General features: G+C 42.1%; 9 protein-coding genes. 2 read left to right on the top strand and 7 right to left on the bottom strand.

Going from position 1 to position 17,601, the window contains the following annotated elements; all coding sequences use genetic code 11:
* Positions 1-40: 40 nt before the first annotated feature.
* Together HMPREF9999_RS07580 and HMPREF9999_RS07575 are read left to right on the top strand one after the other, a co-directional pair.
* Positions 41-2,227, top strand: a complete 2,187-nt coding sequence (locus HMPREF9999_RS07580) for an alpha/beta hydrolase family protein (RefSeq protein ID WP_232301288.1) — start codon at positions 41-43, stop codon at positions 2,225-2,227.
* Between the two features lie 70 nt (positions 2,228-2,297).
* Complete coding sequence (locus HMPREF9999_RS07575; RefSeq protein WP_009752123.1) at positions 2,298-3,674, top strand: MFS transporter; 1,377 nt, start codon at positions 2,298-2,300, stop codon at positions 3,672-3,674.
* A gap of 124 nt (positions 3,675-3,798) precedes the next feature.
* On the opposite strand, the gene HMPREF9999_RS07570 is transcribed toward HMPREF9999_RS07575, so the two are convergent.
* The 7 genes from HMPREF9999_RS07570 to HMPREF9999_RS07540 all read right to left on the bottom strand — a co-directional run bounded on the left by HMPREF9999_RS07570 (position 3,799) and on the right by HMPREF9999_RS07540 (position 17,525).
* Positions 3,799-4,677 carry a carbohydrate kinase family protein gene (locus tag HMPREF9999_RS07570; RefSeq protein WP_009752122.1) on the bottom strand — a complete coding sequence of 293 codons (879 nt, stop codon included), beginning with the start codon at positions 4,675-4,677 and terminating at the stop codon, positions 3,799-3,801.
* A 142-nt stretch (positions 4,678-4,819) separates the two neighbouring features.
* Positions 4,820-6,727, bottom strand: a complete 1,908-nt coding sequence (locus HMPREF9999_RS07565; RefSeq protein WP_009752121.1) for a GH32 C-terminal domain-containing protein — start codon at positions 6,725-6,727, stop codon at positions 4,820-4,822.
* A gap of 443 nt (positions 6,728-7,170) precedes the next feature.
* A complete protein-coding gene (locus HMPREF9999_RS07560; RefSeq protein ID WP_009752120.1) occupies positions 7,171-9,462 on the bottom strand; it encodes a TonB-dependent receptor in 2,292 nt (763 codons plus the stop codon).
* A gap of 341 nt (positions 9,463-9,803) precedes the next feature.
* Positions 9,804-12,485, bottom strand: coding sequence for a substrate-binding domain-containing protein (locus HMPREF9999_RS07555; protein WP_009752119.1), 2,682 nt, complete (start codon positions 12,483-12,485; stop codon positions 9,804-9,806).
* Between the two features lie 727 nt (positions 12,486-13,212).
* The gene (locus tag HMPREF9999_RS07550; protein ID WP_009752118.1) at positions 13,213-13,416 is read right to left on the bottom strand and encodes a hypothetical protein; all 204 of its coding nucleotides are present in this window, start codon (positions 13,414-13,416) and stop codon (positions 13,213-13,215) included.
* Positions 13,417-13,505: 89 nt separating this feature from the next.
* Positions 13,506-15,512 carry a DNA mismatch repair endonuclease MutL gene (gene mutL / locus HMPREF9999_RS07545; RefSeq protein WP_009752117.1) on the bottom strand — a complete coding sequence of 669 codons (2,007 nt, stop codon included), beginning with the start codon at positions 15,510-15,512 and terminating at the stop codon, positions 13,506-13,508.
* Between the two features lie 69 nt (positions 15,513-15,581).
* Positions 15,582-17,525, bottom strand: a complete 1,944-nt coding sequence (locus HMPREF9999_RS07540; protein ID WP_157049635.1) for an OstA-like protein — start codon at positions 17,523-17,525, stop codon at positions 15,582-15,584.
* Positions 17,526-17,601 lie beyond the last annotated feature (76 nt).

The raw sequence follows: 17,601 nt of genomic DNA, 5'->3' as shown, positions 1-17,601 counted from the left end.
TTTATAGGCATATAGGTTTTTCAGATAATTCTTCTAAGTTATGTCTTTACCTTCTATGATTGCCACCACTGCTTTAGCCATTGCTGTTTTGTCTGCCACTACATCCACGGAAGCAGTAGCTGAATCATTCATCGGTCGCCAAACGCCGACCTTAGTTTCTGATCGTATGACTCCTGAAGCTCTCTGGGCTATGGGACGTATTGGTACTGTGGCTCCCAATTCTGCAGGAACCCACGCCGTTTATTCAGTTAGCTATTATAGTGTTCCAGAGAACAAATCGCATTCAGTGCTTTATCTGTTAGATCTTAAAAGCAAAAAATCAGAGCAGCTTACTACTTCTACTAAAAGTGAATCAGGAGCAGTATGGGTGCGTATCGGAAATGAAGAACGCATCATTTACTTATCCAGTGAGAGTGGAAGTAGCCAGTTGTGGAGCATGAAGTCCGATGGTACAGATCGCAAGCAGATTAGCCACGAAAGTGATGATGTCTTGGACTTCCTTTTTTCTCCTAATGGTAAACGTGTGATTCTTGTAAAAGAAGTACCTCAGCATACGGCTATTTCGCCTAAAGAAGTTGATCTACCCAAGGCTACTGGCATGGTAATAAATGACCTGATGTATAAGCATTGGGATCAATATGTGACGACTGCTCCTCATCCATTTTTAGCCAATTTTGATGGTGACAAAGTTATTGTTGCAAAGGATCTCTTAGAGGGTGAACCTTTCGAGTCTCCAATGATGCCCTTTGGAGGAAATGAACAATTGGCCTGGAGTCCAAATAGTCAGCAGATAGCTTATACTTGTCGAAAGAAGGTGGGACGTGATTATGCCACTTCTACTGATAGCGATATCTTCCTTTATGATATCACTTCTGGGATAACACGCAATCTTTGCAAACCAGAAGGTTGGAAAGCACCATCAGCAACAGATTTTACACGTAGTCTTCAGTATCAAGCTGTAAACCTTTCTAAGATAGATGCTAATGTAGGTTACGATATCAATCCACAATTTTCACCAGACGGTAAATATATAGCCTGGAGCAGTATGGAGCGTGATGGTTACGAAAGTGATCGTGCTCGTCTCTGTGTCTATGATTTGAAAACTGGTAAAAAAAGCTATGTTACAGAAACTTTTGATAGTGGAGTAGATGGCTTTGTTTGGGCTCCGGATGGTAAGCAACTCTTCTTTGTAGGGGTTTGGCATGGAAAAGCGAATCTTCATGTGACGAACCTTAAGGGAAACCTGCGACAAATCACAAACGAACAAGCCGACTATTCATTGATAGCTCCTTTGAATGGCGGAAAACAACTGCTCGCAAAGCGTCATTCTATGGCTGCTGCCGATGAAATTTTCCTTGTTGATACGAAAACAGGTCGTCCTGCTCAGTTGACAGAGGAGAATAAATACTTCTACGACAATCTCTCTTGGGGCGAAGTCAAAGAGCGGTGGACGAAAACCACTGATGGCAAGGAAATGCTCAGTTGGGTGATTTATCCTCCACACTTTGATCCTGCGAAGAAATATCCCACTTTGCTCTTCTGCGAGGGTGGGCCTCAGAGTCCTGTGAGCCAATTCTGGAGTTATCGTTGGAACTTCCAAATTATGGCAGCACAAGGCTACATCGTTATTGCCCCAAACCGTCGTGGTCTTCCTGGTTTTGGTCAAGAATGGCTTGAGGAAATCAGTGGTGATTACACTGGACAATGTATGCAAGATTATCTTTCTGCCATCGATGATATCGCAAACGAACCTTATGTGGATCGTGAGCGTCTTGGTGCCGTTGGTGCGTCATTTGGCGGATTTAGTGTATACTGGCTAGCTGGTAATCATAATAAGCGCTTCAAAGCCTTTATTGCTCATGATGGCATCTATAATACCCAACAGCAATACACGGAAACCGAGGAGCTTTGGTTTGCTAACTGGGATATGGGAGCAGCACCTTGGCACAAGAATGCTGAAGGACAGCAGCAAAAAGTCTTCCGTACATCACCCCATCTCTACGTCGATCGTTGGGATACTCCCATCCTTTGTATCCATGGTCAGAAAGACTTCCGTATTGAGTACACACAAGCAGAAAGCGCATTTACTGCTGCAAAACTCAGAGGAGTTCCTGCGCAACTTCTTCTCTTTCCCGATGAGAATCACTGGGTGCTACGTCCGCAAAATGGAATTCTTTGGCAGCGTACTTTCTTCCGTTGGCTTGATCGCTATTTGAAGCAGAGTTAAATCAGACCATTTACCAAAACCTCGTCTAGCCAGCTCTTGTTTAGCTTATCTATTAATCACTTTAAATAATATGAACCTTTCAACATCTATCACTCAAAAGCTCAATGATTCGCCTAAAGCGCGATGGACAGCTCTTCTCATCGTATCAGTTACGATGATGATGGGCTATTATGTCACTGACCTTCTTTCACCACTTGAGAGCATCCTTACTAAGGCAACTGCTGAGGGTGGTCTTGGTTGGACTGCTAGTGACTATGGTTTCTTCTCTGGAAGTTATGGCCTCATCAATGTCTTTTTGTTGATGCTCTTCTTTGGAGGTCTTATCCTTGACAAGCTTGGCATCCGTTTTACGGGACTCCTTAGTGCATCGCTTATGCTTGCTGGTGTTGTCATCAAGTATTTTGCTGTCTCTGTAGACTTTGGTGATGCTGTTTTCAGTATCTCTGCCTTAGATTTTCATCTTCCCATGTCAGCTGCTGTAGCTAGTTTGGGTTTTGCTATTTTTGGTGTAGGAGCTGAAATCACAGGTATCACGATTTCAAAGACTATAACAAAATGGTTTACTGGTCATGAACTTGCCATGGCTATGGGGGTACAGGTTGCACTTGCTCGTTTGGGCACAGCCGCTGCTCTAGGTATAAACCTTCCTTTGGCAAAATCTTTTGGTCTTCAGCTTCCTGTTTTAGTTGCTATCTGCCTTTTGACCATCGGTTTACTCTGCTTCATGGTCTATAATGTAATGGATAGAAAGCTTGATGATTCAATAGCTGCTGTAGAAGGGAAAAATGCAACTGAAGACTCAGGAGAAGAGAATTTTAAGTTCTCTGACCTTGGTGCGATTTTCTCTAATCCAGGTTTTTGGATTATAGCATTCCTTTGCTTATTGTTCTATAGCGGAGTATTCCCCTTCCTCAAATTTGCTACCAAGTTGATGGTACATAACTATCATGTACCTGAGGATTTTGCGGGTCTTATCCCTGGTGTTCTTCCTTTTGGTACGATTATTTTGACCCCAATCTTTGGCACAGTTTACGACCGCATTGGTAAGGGAGCAACGCTTATGATCATCGGTGCAACGATGCTTACAGCAGTGCATTTTACTTTCATGACTAATGTTCTTCCCTATGGTTGGTTTGCAGTCATTTTGATGGTGGTTCTTGGTATCGCATTTGCTTTGGTACCTTCTGCCATGTGGCCCAGTGTTCCTAAGATCATCCCAATGAAACTTTTGGGTTCTGCTTTTGCCATCATTTTCTATATCCAAAACATCGGTCTTTCACTTGTGCCTATGTGGATTGGTCGTCAAAATCAAGCTGACCCAACCTATCATACATCAATGATGATTTTTGCTTGTTTTGGAGCAATTTCAGTTGTACTTGCAATTCTTCTCTTATTGTTGGATAAGAAGTATAACTATGGTCTTCAAGCTCGACCTGCTAAGAAGTAAATTCTATTTAGTTCTGTTCAGAGCACAAGCCCACAATGCTAATCAGCATTGTGGGCTTTTTTTATACAAAATATCCGCGCCATAACGAAAGTTACAACGCGGACTCTCCAAAAGAGATACAGGTTTACAATCGGTTAATCAATTCTTTAGGAAGTTGAGGCATTGCCCCTTTACAAGTGCAGACAAATGCGCTAACGTCTACTGCAAGGCGGTGAGTCTCTTCGATAGACTTTCCTAAGAGAAGACCAGAAACGAAAGCACCAGTAAAAGAGTCTCCTGCCCCAACTGTATCTGCAACTTCCACTTTTGGAGTTTCTTGAAAGGACATCGCACCATGAGTGAAAACGTAGCTACCATTGACTCCACAAGTGAGTACAAGCATATCTAGATTATACTTACCAAGTAGCAACCAGCATTTATTCTCTATATCAAGACCAGGGTAACCAAACATGCGTCCCATAAGAACGAGTTCCTCGTCATTGATTTTAAGAATGTTGCATGCTTTAAGAGCTTCTTGAATAATCTCCTTCGTATAAAAGTTTTGTCGCAGGTTTATATCGAAAATCTTCAAGCTGTGCTTAGGCATAGCTTTTAGGAAGGCTTGGATAGTTGCACGAGACACTGTACTTCGTTGTGCAAGGGAGCCAAAGCATACAGCACGAGTGTTGTGAGCTACATCTTCAAGTTCTGCAGTGAAAGGTATATTATCCCAAGCCACTCCTTCGCGGATGACGTAGGTAGGAATTCCTTCATTATCAAGAGTCACTTGCACAGTGCCAGTAGGGTAGTCCACTCGTGGCATCAAGTATTGTAGGTTTCGTTCGTTTAGAGCTTCAAGTGTTTCATCTCCAAGAGAGTCATTGCCTACAGCACTGATGGCTAACGCTTCATGACCAAACTGTGACACGTGATAGGCAAAATTGGCAGGAGCACCACCAAGTTGTTTACCTTCGGGGAGAACGTCCCAAAGAACTTCTCCCAATCCGACGATATAGGGATTCATGACTTTAGAGCTATTATGTTGATTAGAAAGCTGCAAATCCTTACAGCCATTATTTACTTCGAACTTATTTATAACGTATATACGATGGCTTAATAACCTTCATACAACAGCCTTTATGTTTGCCTCTATCTTATCAGTCCGATTAATGTAGAGAGTGAATTTTGATATTATTCAGCTTAGCTTTGCCACCTGAAGTGTAGAATTCAGCTGATGTATATGGTTGAGTCGGGAAAACAAGATTGGTCATAGCAATCCGTCCACCATCAACAAAGATTTCTACAGAGCATTTATCTACAAAAATATCAAAATGATAGGCCTTTCCTTTGAGGAGGTTGAGAGGAGCCCACGTACCTAAAGCAAAATCGTTAACATAGTTAATTGAATTCTTTTGGCGCAATGTCAGACCGTCTTTCTCTTTATGCTGGTTGTCATAGTTCCTTTCGATATCATGAGGAGTAGCCTTATTACCGAAATCTATTAAACCACTCTTAGTTCTATCCATAACAAGCCGTTGTTGATCGAAATCTAGGTAGATAAGCACTTCTTCTCCCTTAAGATTATAAAGGCGAATCCCAGCTTTTCCATTGTTATCGTTGGGGGTAAGATCCGCTTCCAGTTCAAAGATACCTTCTGCATCTCGGAGTGCATCTTCCATTGCTCTCGATGTGGATTTATTCCTTTGGGCTGTAACCGTTAGTGGACTAACATGTGTCGTTTTTCTACGCAGTTGTTTTACTTCAGATGCCACATTTGCCGCGACATACAATTGGCCATTCTGCCTATATAATGAGAGTTCACGAGGGAGACCATTTGCTCCTCTATATTGTTGGATGGGAGTTACATTCGCATATTGCCAATTACTAATCCATGGCATTGCAAGCACCCGACCTGGTGTGTTGGAAAAAGTCACAGTTGCATAGTGATCTTTGCCAAAATCTAGCCATTTAACAGTACTTTTAGGTGTGTCAGGAATGAAATTCTTACCATCAAATTCTCCTATGAAATACTGGGTGGCACTTCCACCAAATGGACATCCAGGATTGATGTTTACGATCATTACGTACTTCTCTTGTCCATCAATGGAGAGTGGGAAGAAGTCTGGGCATTCAAACTGGTTGGGTTGTGCTCCATATCCCTGACCAAAAGCACTTACATAGTCCCATTTCTTCAAATCGGTGGAACGATAGAAACGCATCTCTTTGTCTGCTGAAACTATCATGTACCATGCCGATTGTGGAGCATACCAGAAAACTTTAGGGTCACGGAAATCCTTTATACCATCAAAAGGTTTAAGTATTGGGTTTCCTTCATATTTAGTATATGTTCGACCATTATCTGTGCTATAAGCCATGCACTGAATCTGTCCATTCTTCTCACTATGAGAAGTATAGAAAGCTATGATAGCATCTTTCCCATATCCTGCACTGTTATTAAAGTCTACCACTGAACTTCCAGAGAATATATGCCCTAGTGTATCACGTGCAATGGCTGGAGAGAGTTCTTGCCAATGCACGAGATCCCGACTTACAGAGTGTCCCCAGTGCATGTTTCCCCATTTAGAACCATAAGGATTGTATTGAAAATAGAGATGATATTCACCATCTTTGTATACTAGACCATTGGCATCATTCATCCATCCATATGATGGAGTATGATGATAAACAGGGCGATAGTAGTCGGTATTCACAGGTTTCCACTCATCACTGAGTTTCAAATTCTGAAGGGCAGTAGCGTTGTGGGGTAAGTTTAAGATACGTACTATTACTTCCTTTCCTTGGGGATATAAAAGAAAAGGAACGTAATAATCTATTTTTCCTTGTGCTAACCTTACATCCATCCATGTGTCAGCAGAGTTTCCCGTATCAAGTAGTACTTTGGCTTCTTCCTTTTCTTCTTCTACGGGAAGGAGAAGATATTTCGTGGGATTAGTTATACGGAGTACTGTTGTATCTCCTCGCTGTTCCTGTTGAATCTGTTGGGCGTATGTGCTATTAGTCCCACTCAAAACTGACACAAATGCGGTGGTTAGGAGTATTGAATTTCTGTTCATGGCTAAAGAGTTAGAGGTCGCCTTTTAGAGTGAATTAGGATTTATCCCTTATCAAAGGTCTAAATCTCTCTCACTTCTTATAGAGCTTCTGTGAGGGAATCTAAGTAAAAACGAGCTAGAAAAGTGTTAAGTGCTTTGATTGGCTATAGCTCTGTATAGGACGTTTTCAAGTTCAGTGAGGGAATGTCTTCGCTCTGTAGTCGTGCTAGTTTATGGTCTGGTGGCCTGTTGCTTTTGTCTGTGAGGGAATGAATAGCCTTTCACCAAGGAAAGGCAATGATTTGTGTTGGCCAATGGTAAGTCTGTGAGGGAATAGATGATGACAGAGCGGTATAAACATAGGAGTCCCAGTTGTGCATATTATATAATGTTCTGTTCTGTGAGGGATGTTGAATGGTAATGGAGAGAGCACAGAACTGGGACTCTTAGTGTGATGTAGCTTGTTAGAATTTCAAAGAAGCTGAGAACTCAATGGTAAAGGGACGGAGATAACTTCCAGTTACAAGTACGTTCTTGTAGTCTTTCGCTTGATCTTTGGTTATGAGTTCTGCACCTGCGATGGTACCTTTCGCCCCTGTTTGGTTGAGGAAGTTTACTACTGTACATCCTAAATCAAGTTTGTTATTTACTTTCCAATTTACACCCCCAAAACTTTCCCAATATCCATTGAAATAATAGGCTTCGTTGATGTTAGCGTAGCGTTTGCTTTGGTATCTGAAACTTGTCCAAAGGCGCACTTTGGGGCTTATCATGTAGCTTGGATCTATCTCCACGATATATTGTGGAATCTCTGCAACAATATTTCCTGTGGCATTAATACCATCACGATGACCATCAGAGAAAACTACTTCTGTTTCAAACTTCTTGTAGGTTGGTCGTTGGTAAGTGAAGAGTAAGTGTATATTAAAGCCTTGTAAGGGAGAAGCTACGATGTCAGTTGTCCATCCAAGTGTTTGGATATCATAGGTGAGAGGAGCTGCTTTGATTTCTCCATTATGCTGGAGATTAAGCGTCGTGTTGTTGTTAGTCTTCGATATGTAAGAAAAGAGCGAGGTGAGACTGAGCCAAGAGTTATTGTAATATACTCCAGCGCGACCGAGCGGCACAATCACTTTGTCCGTATTAGGCAGAGTCGCAGGTGAGAAGTTTTCAAAACGTGGATGTTGTACTATGTAGGTAAAGTCACCTGTTAAGCCAAAATTGGGATTAACCTTATAGGTAGCTGCAGCTGATAAATCGTAATTCAACCAATTATAGTCTAAGGCTACAGGAGAAATTTTTGTTCCATCTGCTGCAGTTGCACCAATATGGTAGTTGCTGAATCTATTCACATATTCCCCCATTGCGTTCTTTACCGCAGCATTTTCTCCATTTAGACGTTGCCACTCCAAGCGTCCGCCATAGTAGAGATTGAGATTACGATTTATATCCCAATCGTGTGTGAAGTACAGCGCAAGTTTATTCTCGTTGCCTTTATAGTATTCGGAGGCATTACGATTGAAGTCGTAGAAATACCCTGAACGAAGATTAGCATCATACACGCGTTTCGCATAATCTCCATCAGTTGGCACTGTCTGATCGTACATGGTGGTGTTTGAGGTATAGTCCACCTCATAGTTCCATTCATTTAGTCCGAGACGAAACGTGGATTGATCAAACTTTTTAATGAGTTCAGAGGTTACAAGAACCTCGTCAATGTCACCAGAGTTTAGGCAAGACATGCGAGTTTGCACATATTCTCCATCATAGCGGTTGGTTATGCCAAGCATGTTGCGGTAACGATAATTGTATCCGCCTTTTTGGGCTCGAATAAGCGACATTGGTGTTTGATAAACCAAGGCTCCATGCGCATGATCGTAGCGAGCTGCTAATCGCCATGTGAGTCCATTGTCCCAATGATAATCGTTGGAAAGAAAAACTTCACTAGATGTGTTCTTAGAAGCATCGTAGAGAGAGGTTTCCTTAATCTCACCTGTACGCATGTCCATGTAGGTCATATTAGGATCAACAGGAAGATAGGATGTTGTGCCGAGTCTGAATTGCCCATATTCTTGGACACTTCCATCACCTACATAAATAAAAGGAGCAGATTGTGTGGCGAATGTGTATACTGGATGACTTCTTGAGTTGCGGTATATTGCTGTAAATTTACCGCGACCATTGTCGTACACTTTTGTGAGAGCACCTTTATAGATTTGAGTTCGATCTTGGTATTGGCTAGATTTGATGTCGAAAGTACCAGGATCAAAGTCTTGGTACATGTTGGCACTATAGTACCATCCTTGCCCAAGAGAACCATTTAGATTGAGAGAATATTCGTTCAGTCCGAAATGATTCGTTTTGTAATCCAATTGACCATGAAACCCTTTTTGTCCCAGTTTGGTGAATGAATTTACGGTATAGCCTATATTACCAGTTGTGATGGCTGTCTCTGAAATTTTGAGCAGGCCAACATGAGAGAGACTAGCATCAGAGCGCCAATTGCTATTGACACTATGAGGGTTAGTCGCAAAGGTCACTGGAAGTCCGTTCTCAAGAACATTAACATCAGCTGAAGGCAGACCAATTTGAATCTCGCGAGGACCATTGGCACTGGCTGCATTGAGCATTACATTGCGATTGTTTTCTTCCTTTTTATTGGAATCTTTTTTTACTTGCGCTGAGATAGCGCCAGATACTGCTAGTGCCACGATTAGTGCGTGAACACGTGAGGCAGAGATAATGGTCTTTCTCATGGTTTTCGGTGGTATAAGTAGAGATTAGTTTAGGATAGCAATGCAAATGTATAGGTTCAAGTCTTAGAACGCTGAAACACTTGTTTCTAATCATAGAAAATATAGTACATGTATCATATATTTTAGACAATGTACGATTTGTAGCATTCTATGTTTTTATGCAAATATCAGAGAATATGAGAGTTAGATTCTGATAAATAAAAATGCCCCTTATCTATCAAATTAAGATAAGGAGCAAAATTATAGAAGAATCTGTACAGTATTCTTTGGGTGAAGGGAGATTTAATCGTAATAATCAAGTTTTAAAGATAGGGCTTCTTGAAGGTAACTTGTGCTGTCGTCTATGACCGAATCTTGCTACCAGGCAGACAGCCAAAATAGTCCTTGAAACATTTAGAGAAATAAGAAGGAGAGGAGAATCCTACTTCGTAGGCCACTTCTGCTATAGTCTTGCCACCATGCATGAGTAGAACTTCAGCGCGTTTCAATCGCGTGATGCGAATAAGTTCTACTGGTGAAGATCCTGTAAGCGCTTTTATCTTACGATAGAGTTGCACACGACTCATACCCAAATCTGCACTTAAATCCTCTACATTCAACTCTGGATTTGAGAGTTTTTCTTTAATCTTGGACTTAAAATGCTCAATAAATAAAGCATCAGCATCTGGTGCAGTGTTCGATTCTGACTCACCATTGTGTGCAAAGAGGTCTTTAAGGATACGACGATTATGAAGAAGATTCTCAATTCGTGAAATCAAGACCTTACCACTAAAGGGTTTGGTGATATAAGCATCAGCACCATGCTCGTAGCCTTCAGCACGTTGATCATCAAGAGCATTAGCCGTAAGAAGAATAACTGGAATGTGCGAGGTGATTTCGTGAGTTTTGAGTCGTTTACATAATTCAAGTCCTCCTAAAATGGGCATAGATACATCACACACTACCAGATCAGGAACAAGACGTAAGGCTTGCTGCCATCCTGCTTCTCCGTCAGCTGCTGTGAAAGCTTTATAGTTGGCATCGGTGAGCAACTGAGACACGTAGTCACGAATAGATTCATGGTCATCAACAACGAGCACATGGGCTTGGTTTTGTTCTGAGGTATCTAGGCTAGTGAGTTGTTGTTTCGCTTGAGATTGGCTAGATGAAGGAGCAGACGGTGATAGATAGTCTGTAACGTCTTCATTACTAGATGGAATACTCGATTTTTCTTCTGTTGATGCTAGGAGTGTTTTTTCCTTCAAATCAAGCTGTGGAAGATAAACTTTGAAAGTTGTACCTTGCTCCAGTTCACTTTCCACTGTCACCGAACCTCCATGTACTTCTACAAAAGCCTTTACAACGGCTAAACCTATGCCTGTGCCTCCGTGGTTGTTGCTAGTGCTTTGAAAGAACCGTTCAAAAATGAGTGGGATATCCGACTTCTCGATTCCCTTTCCTGTGTCGCTCACACTTATAAGAACGCCTTTGTCATGATAGTCTGCTTCTACTTTCACTTCACCAGCCTCTGGGGTGAATTTTACAGCATTAGACAGTAGATTATAGCAGATGCGTTCTACTTTATGAAGGTCGCCAACAAAATTCAGCTGCTTGGGGGCAGTGAGCAATAAGGAGATATTTCGTTGATGAGCAATGCTTTGGAAACTATCTACCCATTGTTGAAGTTGAAGTCGCAAATCAAAGGATGATGGCCTGGTGGTCATATTGCCGCTTTGCGCCTTACGTAAGTCAAGAACCTCGTTGACTAGCCTTAGTAGTACACGAGTATTCTTATGAGCCACTTCGAGAATGCTATGTTGCTGGGAAGAGAGACTGCTATCCTCTAACAACCGCTCAATAGGATCAGAAATTAGCGTAAGAGGGGTGCGGAATTCATGGCTTACATTAGTGAAAAAACGGAGCTTTGCCTTTGTGGCCTCTTCTGCTAATCGATGTTTGAAGGCAAAATATCGGAAAAGCCATACAGCGGCACCAAGGATGAGAACAATAAAGACCACCAATAGGATGATAAACAGAGTCTGTAGTCGATAACGTGTAAGATAGTCGTCTACTTTACCATGGATATTTTCCAATCGTGCATATTGTCGTTTTAATTCTTCTGCCTGTATGAGTAATAGTGTTGCATTCTCTTGGGTCACTAGTGCTGCTGGCAATTGATTATTACGAACGTAAGGGCGACCTTCTAGGATATTCATAGCTAATTCTATGACACGGTCTCCTCGAGTGGGGTAGATACATGATGCTGACATTCTACGCTCTCGCACAGCATCTAAGCCACCATCAGGCATGGGCAGTGCATCAATACCAACAAAGATTACACTGTCTTTACGCGAGGCTGCTTTCATCGCATCTCTAGCTCCTAGAGTCATGCGGTCATTGTGAGCAAATACGGCATCTATCACAGGATGATGTGCCATGAGAATGTCCATTTCTTTGCTGGCATTAGGAGCAGTCCAATCAGCACTTCTACTTTCAAGCAGATGAATGTTGGGGTATTTCTTCAGTACATCGACAAAACCACGGTGCCTTTCTATGGCTGGTGACGATCCCTTGAGTCCCATGATCTCCACTACATTGCCATGTCCTTTCAGCTTACTTACAATGTAGCTGCCCATAGTGCGCCCTATCTCATAGTTGTCAGCTCCCATGTAGGCTGTATATTTGGGTGAATCGCTTTTGCGGTCAAACAAGATGACTGGTATACCTTTGTCGTATGCCCGGTCGATTGCCTCAGAGATAGTGCTTAACTTATTGGGAGATACGACCAATAGATCGACCCCTATATCTACAAGGCTGTCGATTTGATGAATCTGCTCATCGTCATTATCGTTGGCAGAAGCAATGGTAATATCAAGATTGTTGTAATAATAAGAGCCAATACGCAGCTCGGTATTGAGTTTGTCTCGCCAGATGTCATTGGAACATTGAGAAACGCCGACAAGATATCGCTTCTCGCTGCGTTGACAAGCAGCAAGTAGAGAAACGATGAGGGGTGCCAGGAGAAGAATGCGTAGTACTTTCATGGCTATGTTGCTATCCGAATTATAAAAACTTGCAGTAATGCATTTTTATCTATGCTGCAAAGTTAAGCATTTGTTCTTGATCAGAACTATCTAACCACATATTTTCTACGTAAATATTCCTTTGATACGCAATGAAATTTAGTGATTCCTAAAGTCATATCTGTTAAATCAATAGGGCTAATATAGCATGAGTTTTCATACTTTTAGCTTTGCCTTATACATGAATTGCAGGTTCTAAAATCGAAAAAGTAAGCCTTTTAGAGAAGGCGTCGGAAGTTTCTAACAAAAGCTTGGAGTTTTTTTCAGTTTTCTAGGAGAAAACTCTATACTCCTTGCGAGATATTCCTGCATAAAATGGGAGATAATTTCGATTTGTTGAGCATCGTCTGTTCTATATTTCTGTTTTTCTGCGTTTTTCTGTTGCGATTTAGTAGATATTTCTTTGTGATGATTGCGCTCAATGCGTACAGATTGTGGAGATTTGTGGCATTCGTGTTAAATTCTATCGCGAAATATATTGAGTTTTCTTAAAATGATGAGATTGTGTATTGAATAAATGCGACAAAAAAATGCGACAAACCGGGTGGATTGTCGCATCTAGTTTTGGAAAAACAATTGTAGTACTCTACATGTTCCAGACAAAATGAAATGGTTATATCTACAAGCGTTGTTGTAGTAGCTTGCGAAAAAAGCGATGTCGTCTATCTTGGCCACACGTGCGTTATATCTACAAGCGTTGTTGTAGTAGCTTGCGAAAGGTTGCTTGTAGCTGCTCAGCTGCAGCAGGTTCAGAAAGAAACTCTGGATGTTGTTGTAGAGCGAGCTCTAAAGCTTCTAGAGCAAACTGCTGCATGCGAGCTTGACCAGCGCGCAAACCGCTTTGAAAGCTGTTGCTAGGTAGCATGCTACGATTAAAATTTCCGTCACTCATTGAAATAGGAATAGAGTAGGGTGATTAGAACTATACAAGTTCCCCTAAAGAGATATGTGTTTTATGATTGTGGCCTCCTCCTGAAAAGCTTAGTCTAGTTTTTGAGTTATTAGACGATGTGGGAGTATCTGGTATATATTTCTCCCATCGGGAGCAAAAGAGGGTTGACTGCTTTGGAACAGTTTGGTGGCCAGATCGCGCATTTCGTCCATGCTTAGCAGTTGACCGATGGGGAGTGCAGACTTACGTGCCATAGAGAGAGCAATGCTGTTCACCACTTCTTCGTGCACTGCAACGTCGTGTTGTTGGGCATCTTCTAATATGCTTTGGAGTAGTACAACTGGATCTATACCTTCAATATCTGCTGGTGCACTGAGCACTGAATAGCTATTGTTGCCTAAATAGGATAGTTCAAATCCTATATCTGTGAGTTCCGCCTCAATGGCCTGAATGATGGCTAGTTGATTGGGAGCAACTTCTAGGATTTGAGGAAAAAGCAAGCCTTGGGAGGCATGAGCGTGCCTAGCTATTTGATTAACATAATCATCAAATAGGATGCGCATGTGCGCGCGATGTTGATCAATAATGAGTAAGCCTTCTTTAGTAGGCGATAGTAAGTATCGTCCTTGGTATTGTAGGAAATCTTGAGTGGCAATTTCCCACACAGGCTGTTCACCTTGAGCTAGTTGACTATATAATGTTGGTTGGTGTTCGTCCGTTGGAGAAGTTTCCCATTGGAATGAGTGTTCGTTGGAGGAACCCACTCCATGTTTATCAAATGAGTTGGTGGAAAGTTCTTCTTGTGAAGCTGCAAAAACTTCTTCCCAACCGCGATGAGAGCTTTTGGGTGAGTGAGTAGTGCTAGTTGAAGTCGCAGCCCCAGTTGATGCAGACAAGGCTGCAAAGCGATTGGCCTGGGAAGACGAAAAGCTATTGTCTAGTGTTTCAGAGGTAAAAGGAGAGGTTGAACCAGAGTTCCTCATAACGAAAGGATCGAAATCCTGGTTAATGCAAATGCTTGGTTCTTGAACTTCTGAAAAATCTCCCGTTGGGAAGACGGGTAAATCAAGAGGATCACCTGCTTCAAAGTCGATTGTGGGAATTGCATTGAATTTTCCTAAAGACTCTCTCACTGCTGCTCGAAGAATCTGCCAAATAGCTTGTTCGTCCTCAAATTTAATCTCTGTTTTGGTTGGATGTATATTAACATCGATTCGAGCTGGATCCACTATCATTTGCAGAAAGAAATGCACTTGATCTCCTTCTGGGATTAGACGTTCATAGGCATTCTGAACAGCTTTGGCGAAGTAGGCGTGACGCATGTAGCGACCATTGACAAAGAAAAATTGGCGAGCACCTTTCTTTTTACAACTTTCTGGACTTCCTACAAAACCGATGATAGAAACCATCGGTGTTTCGACTTTTAGAGGAATGAGATGTTTGTCAATGTTTCTACCAAAGATATTGACAATGCGCTGTCGAAAGTTGCCTGAAGGTAAATCGAGAAGAACAGCATCAGGAGTATGAAGTTGGAATGTTAGTTCAGGATGAGCTAAAGCAATTCGCTCAAACTCAGCGATGATGTTGGAGAGTTCCGTGTGATTGCTCTTTAGGAACTTGCGACGAGCCGGGATGTTGAAAAAGAGGTTCTTAATAGAAAAGTTCGCTCCTACAGGACAAGCGATAACTTCTTGGTTTATGACTTTAGACCCTTCAATCTGAATACTCACTCCTAATTCTTCTTCGGCAGTTCGAGTGCGAAGTTCCACTTGGGCTACTGCTGCTATAGAAGCTAAGGCTTCTCCTCGGAATCCCATGGTTTTGAGTGAAAAGAGATCGTCGGCTTGACGAATTTTCGAGGTAGCATGACGTTCGAAGGATAGTCTCGCATCTGTTTCGCTCATCCCTTTACCGTTATCAATGACTTGTACGCAAGTTTTTCCTGCATCAGTCACTATAACTTGAACGCGGTCAGCACCAGCGTCAATGCTGTTTTCTACTAACTCTTTGATTAGCGATGCGGGGCGTTGTATCACTTCGCCAGCAGCAATCTGGTTAGCTACAGAATCGGGGAGAAGATGGATGATATCTGCCATAGGACAATCAGAGAGTTTGAGAGATAAAATTAGAAAGTGGTTATACTTAGTGGAGAAGCTGTAGGCTTTCTATTTGTGTACGCCACTCTTCGTGTGCGATTTTCGAGCTGAAGTCTTTGAGGTTCTTGAATTTGATGACGTAGATGCTGAGGTTGATTTAGTAGAGAATTCTTTACTAATTGCTGTAGTCGAATCTTCATCTACGTGATTGTTGATTGTATCCTCTGAGTCCTTAATCTTAATCTCTCCCGAACTGTCTGTACTTTGTAAATTATCTAGTGAAGAGTCCGCAGATTTTTTGAGAAATGAGGTTGTGCTATCCGAATTGGTCGAGGCACTGTTAAGTGGCGATAGAGAAGAGGATTGCAGAGATTGAAGTGGAGCGTTGCGCCTTGGCATCTCTTTTAAGCGCATTGCAGTACTTTTGGGCTTCCATTCAAACAAATCGTCTGGCCCTGTGGGACGGATATGAGAAAACCAGGCAAAGTTTGACAAACGGTTGTGCTCTTGAGGTGCCATGCCTATAGGATAAGTCTTGGCAATAGGGCTTGGACCAGCCCAAAAGCGTTGCATCTTTTTGTCACGTACGTCAACGCGCAGTTTTGCAGCTTCACAATAGTTCTGATATAAGAAGCTGGTATCTTTTTCCATTGGGTAGTTAACCAAGATGGAATTGCCATCAACGCGCGTTTGATAAAGATCTCCGTTACGAAAATACGCCTGCATCAAGTTGCCAGCTACTTGATTAAAAAGGGTACTATCAGGTAAAGATTGAACTATGAGGGCTTGGCGTTCTATATAAATAGAGTCTATTGTAGAGTCATTCGCGTAAACATTGATTTCTTCTCCCAAGATTTGACGGTCGTCACTCCAAGCGATTGGATCACGATAGAGAGATAGAACATTGAACGCTGAATTAAAGACTAGAGAGTCACAAATTGCTTGGACATCTGTACGATAGGAGCGTACGTGGGGATAGCCGTGAAGAACTCGATAGGCCGAGTCTGTCTTGAGATTATATGAATATAAACGCAGAGTGTCTGCATGAACAAAGAGGGTGTCTGCGCCTCTAGAAAAGTTTTTTCCTAGTGCGCGCTCTGTCACCATCGCTTCACCTTTTGGTTCATTATAGTAGCCATAGTCTCCTAGTAGGATATTCTTGTTGTTGATGTCTACTGAATCAATGAAAATAATGTTGCGAAATGCTTCTGAATAGCCAGTGTTCTTGTCATAGCTGATACTGTCTCCGACTAATTTACGTCCCTTATTAAACAACTGTGGGCGTTGTGTGAGATGTGCTCGCTCTGTTCTTGTATTGTATTGTCCATCAATGGTGTATATATGGCTACCACCACTAAAAAGGTTGGTGGGGCCAGTGGCATGCGCCCATTTGCTTCGTGTGTTGTAGTGGAGATCGTTGGTGAGGAGACTGTCTTTTTTATTGTTGATTAGAAGAACGTCCTCATTAAATTGAGCATCACGTTTGTCGGTAAAGTACTCCCCTTTTTGCGAAGTGAGAACCGTTTTACCATCTACGATTTTTCCTCCAGTGTCGTAGAATCCGCTTCCTTTGATTCTATCATAGTTTAGCAATTCTGTATAAAGCGTCATCTTGTGGTGTCGCATTTCTACATTGCGGAATACACGAGCAAACTGCGAAGTGCCGTCATAATACAAGGAGTCACCTATAAGGGAAAGTGTGTCTCCTTGACGAAACTTTACGCTGCCATAGGCCATAAAAGAATTGGATGCTTCATAAAACACTGCACTATCGCAGGTGAGTCGCATCCCGCTGTGGGATAGTTGTACGTTTCCTTTGAGCACTTGTCCATCTCCTGTGGTGGCAACATCACGAAACAAGAGGTCGGCATGATGAATCTGGATGCGTTCATCGCGGGGCTTGGAACGCTTACGACTAGGCATCATGGTGAGTGCATAAGCTTGCAGTAGACATACGAAAAGTAAGCCTACTGCAAATAAATATGAACGGCGAAAGGGAATGAAATGCTTCAAAATAATAAGAAGAGGTCTAGGTAATAGCTTATCCTATTGGACATAGAGAACTTAGATGATAAGGTCTTGCGAATAT

It is taken from the genome of Alloprevotella sp. oral taxon 473 str. F0040 (assembly GCF_000318095.2).
GTDB lineage: Bacteria > Bacteroidota > Bacteroidia > Bacteroidales > Bacteroidaceae > Alloprevotella.
This window is presented reverse-complemented; position numbering and strand designations above follow the sequence as displayed.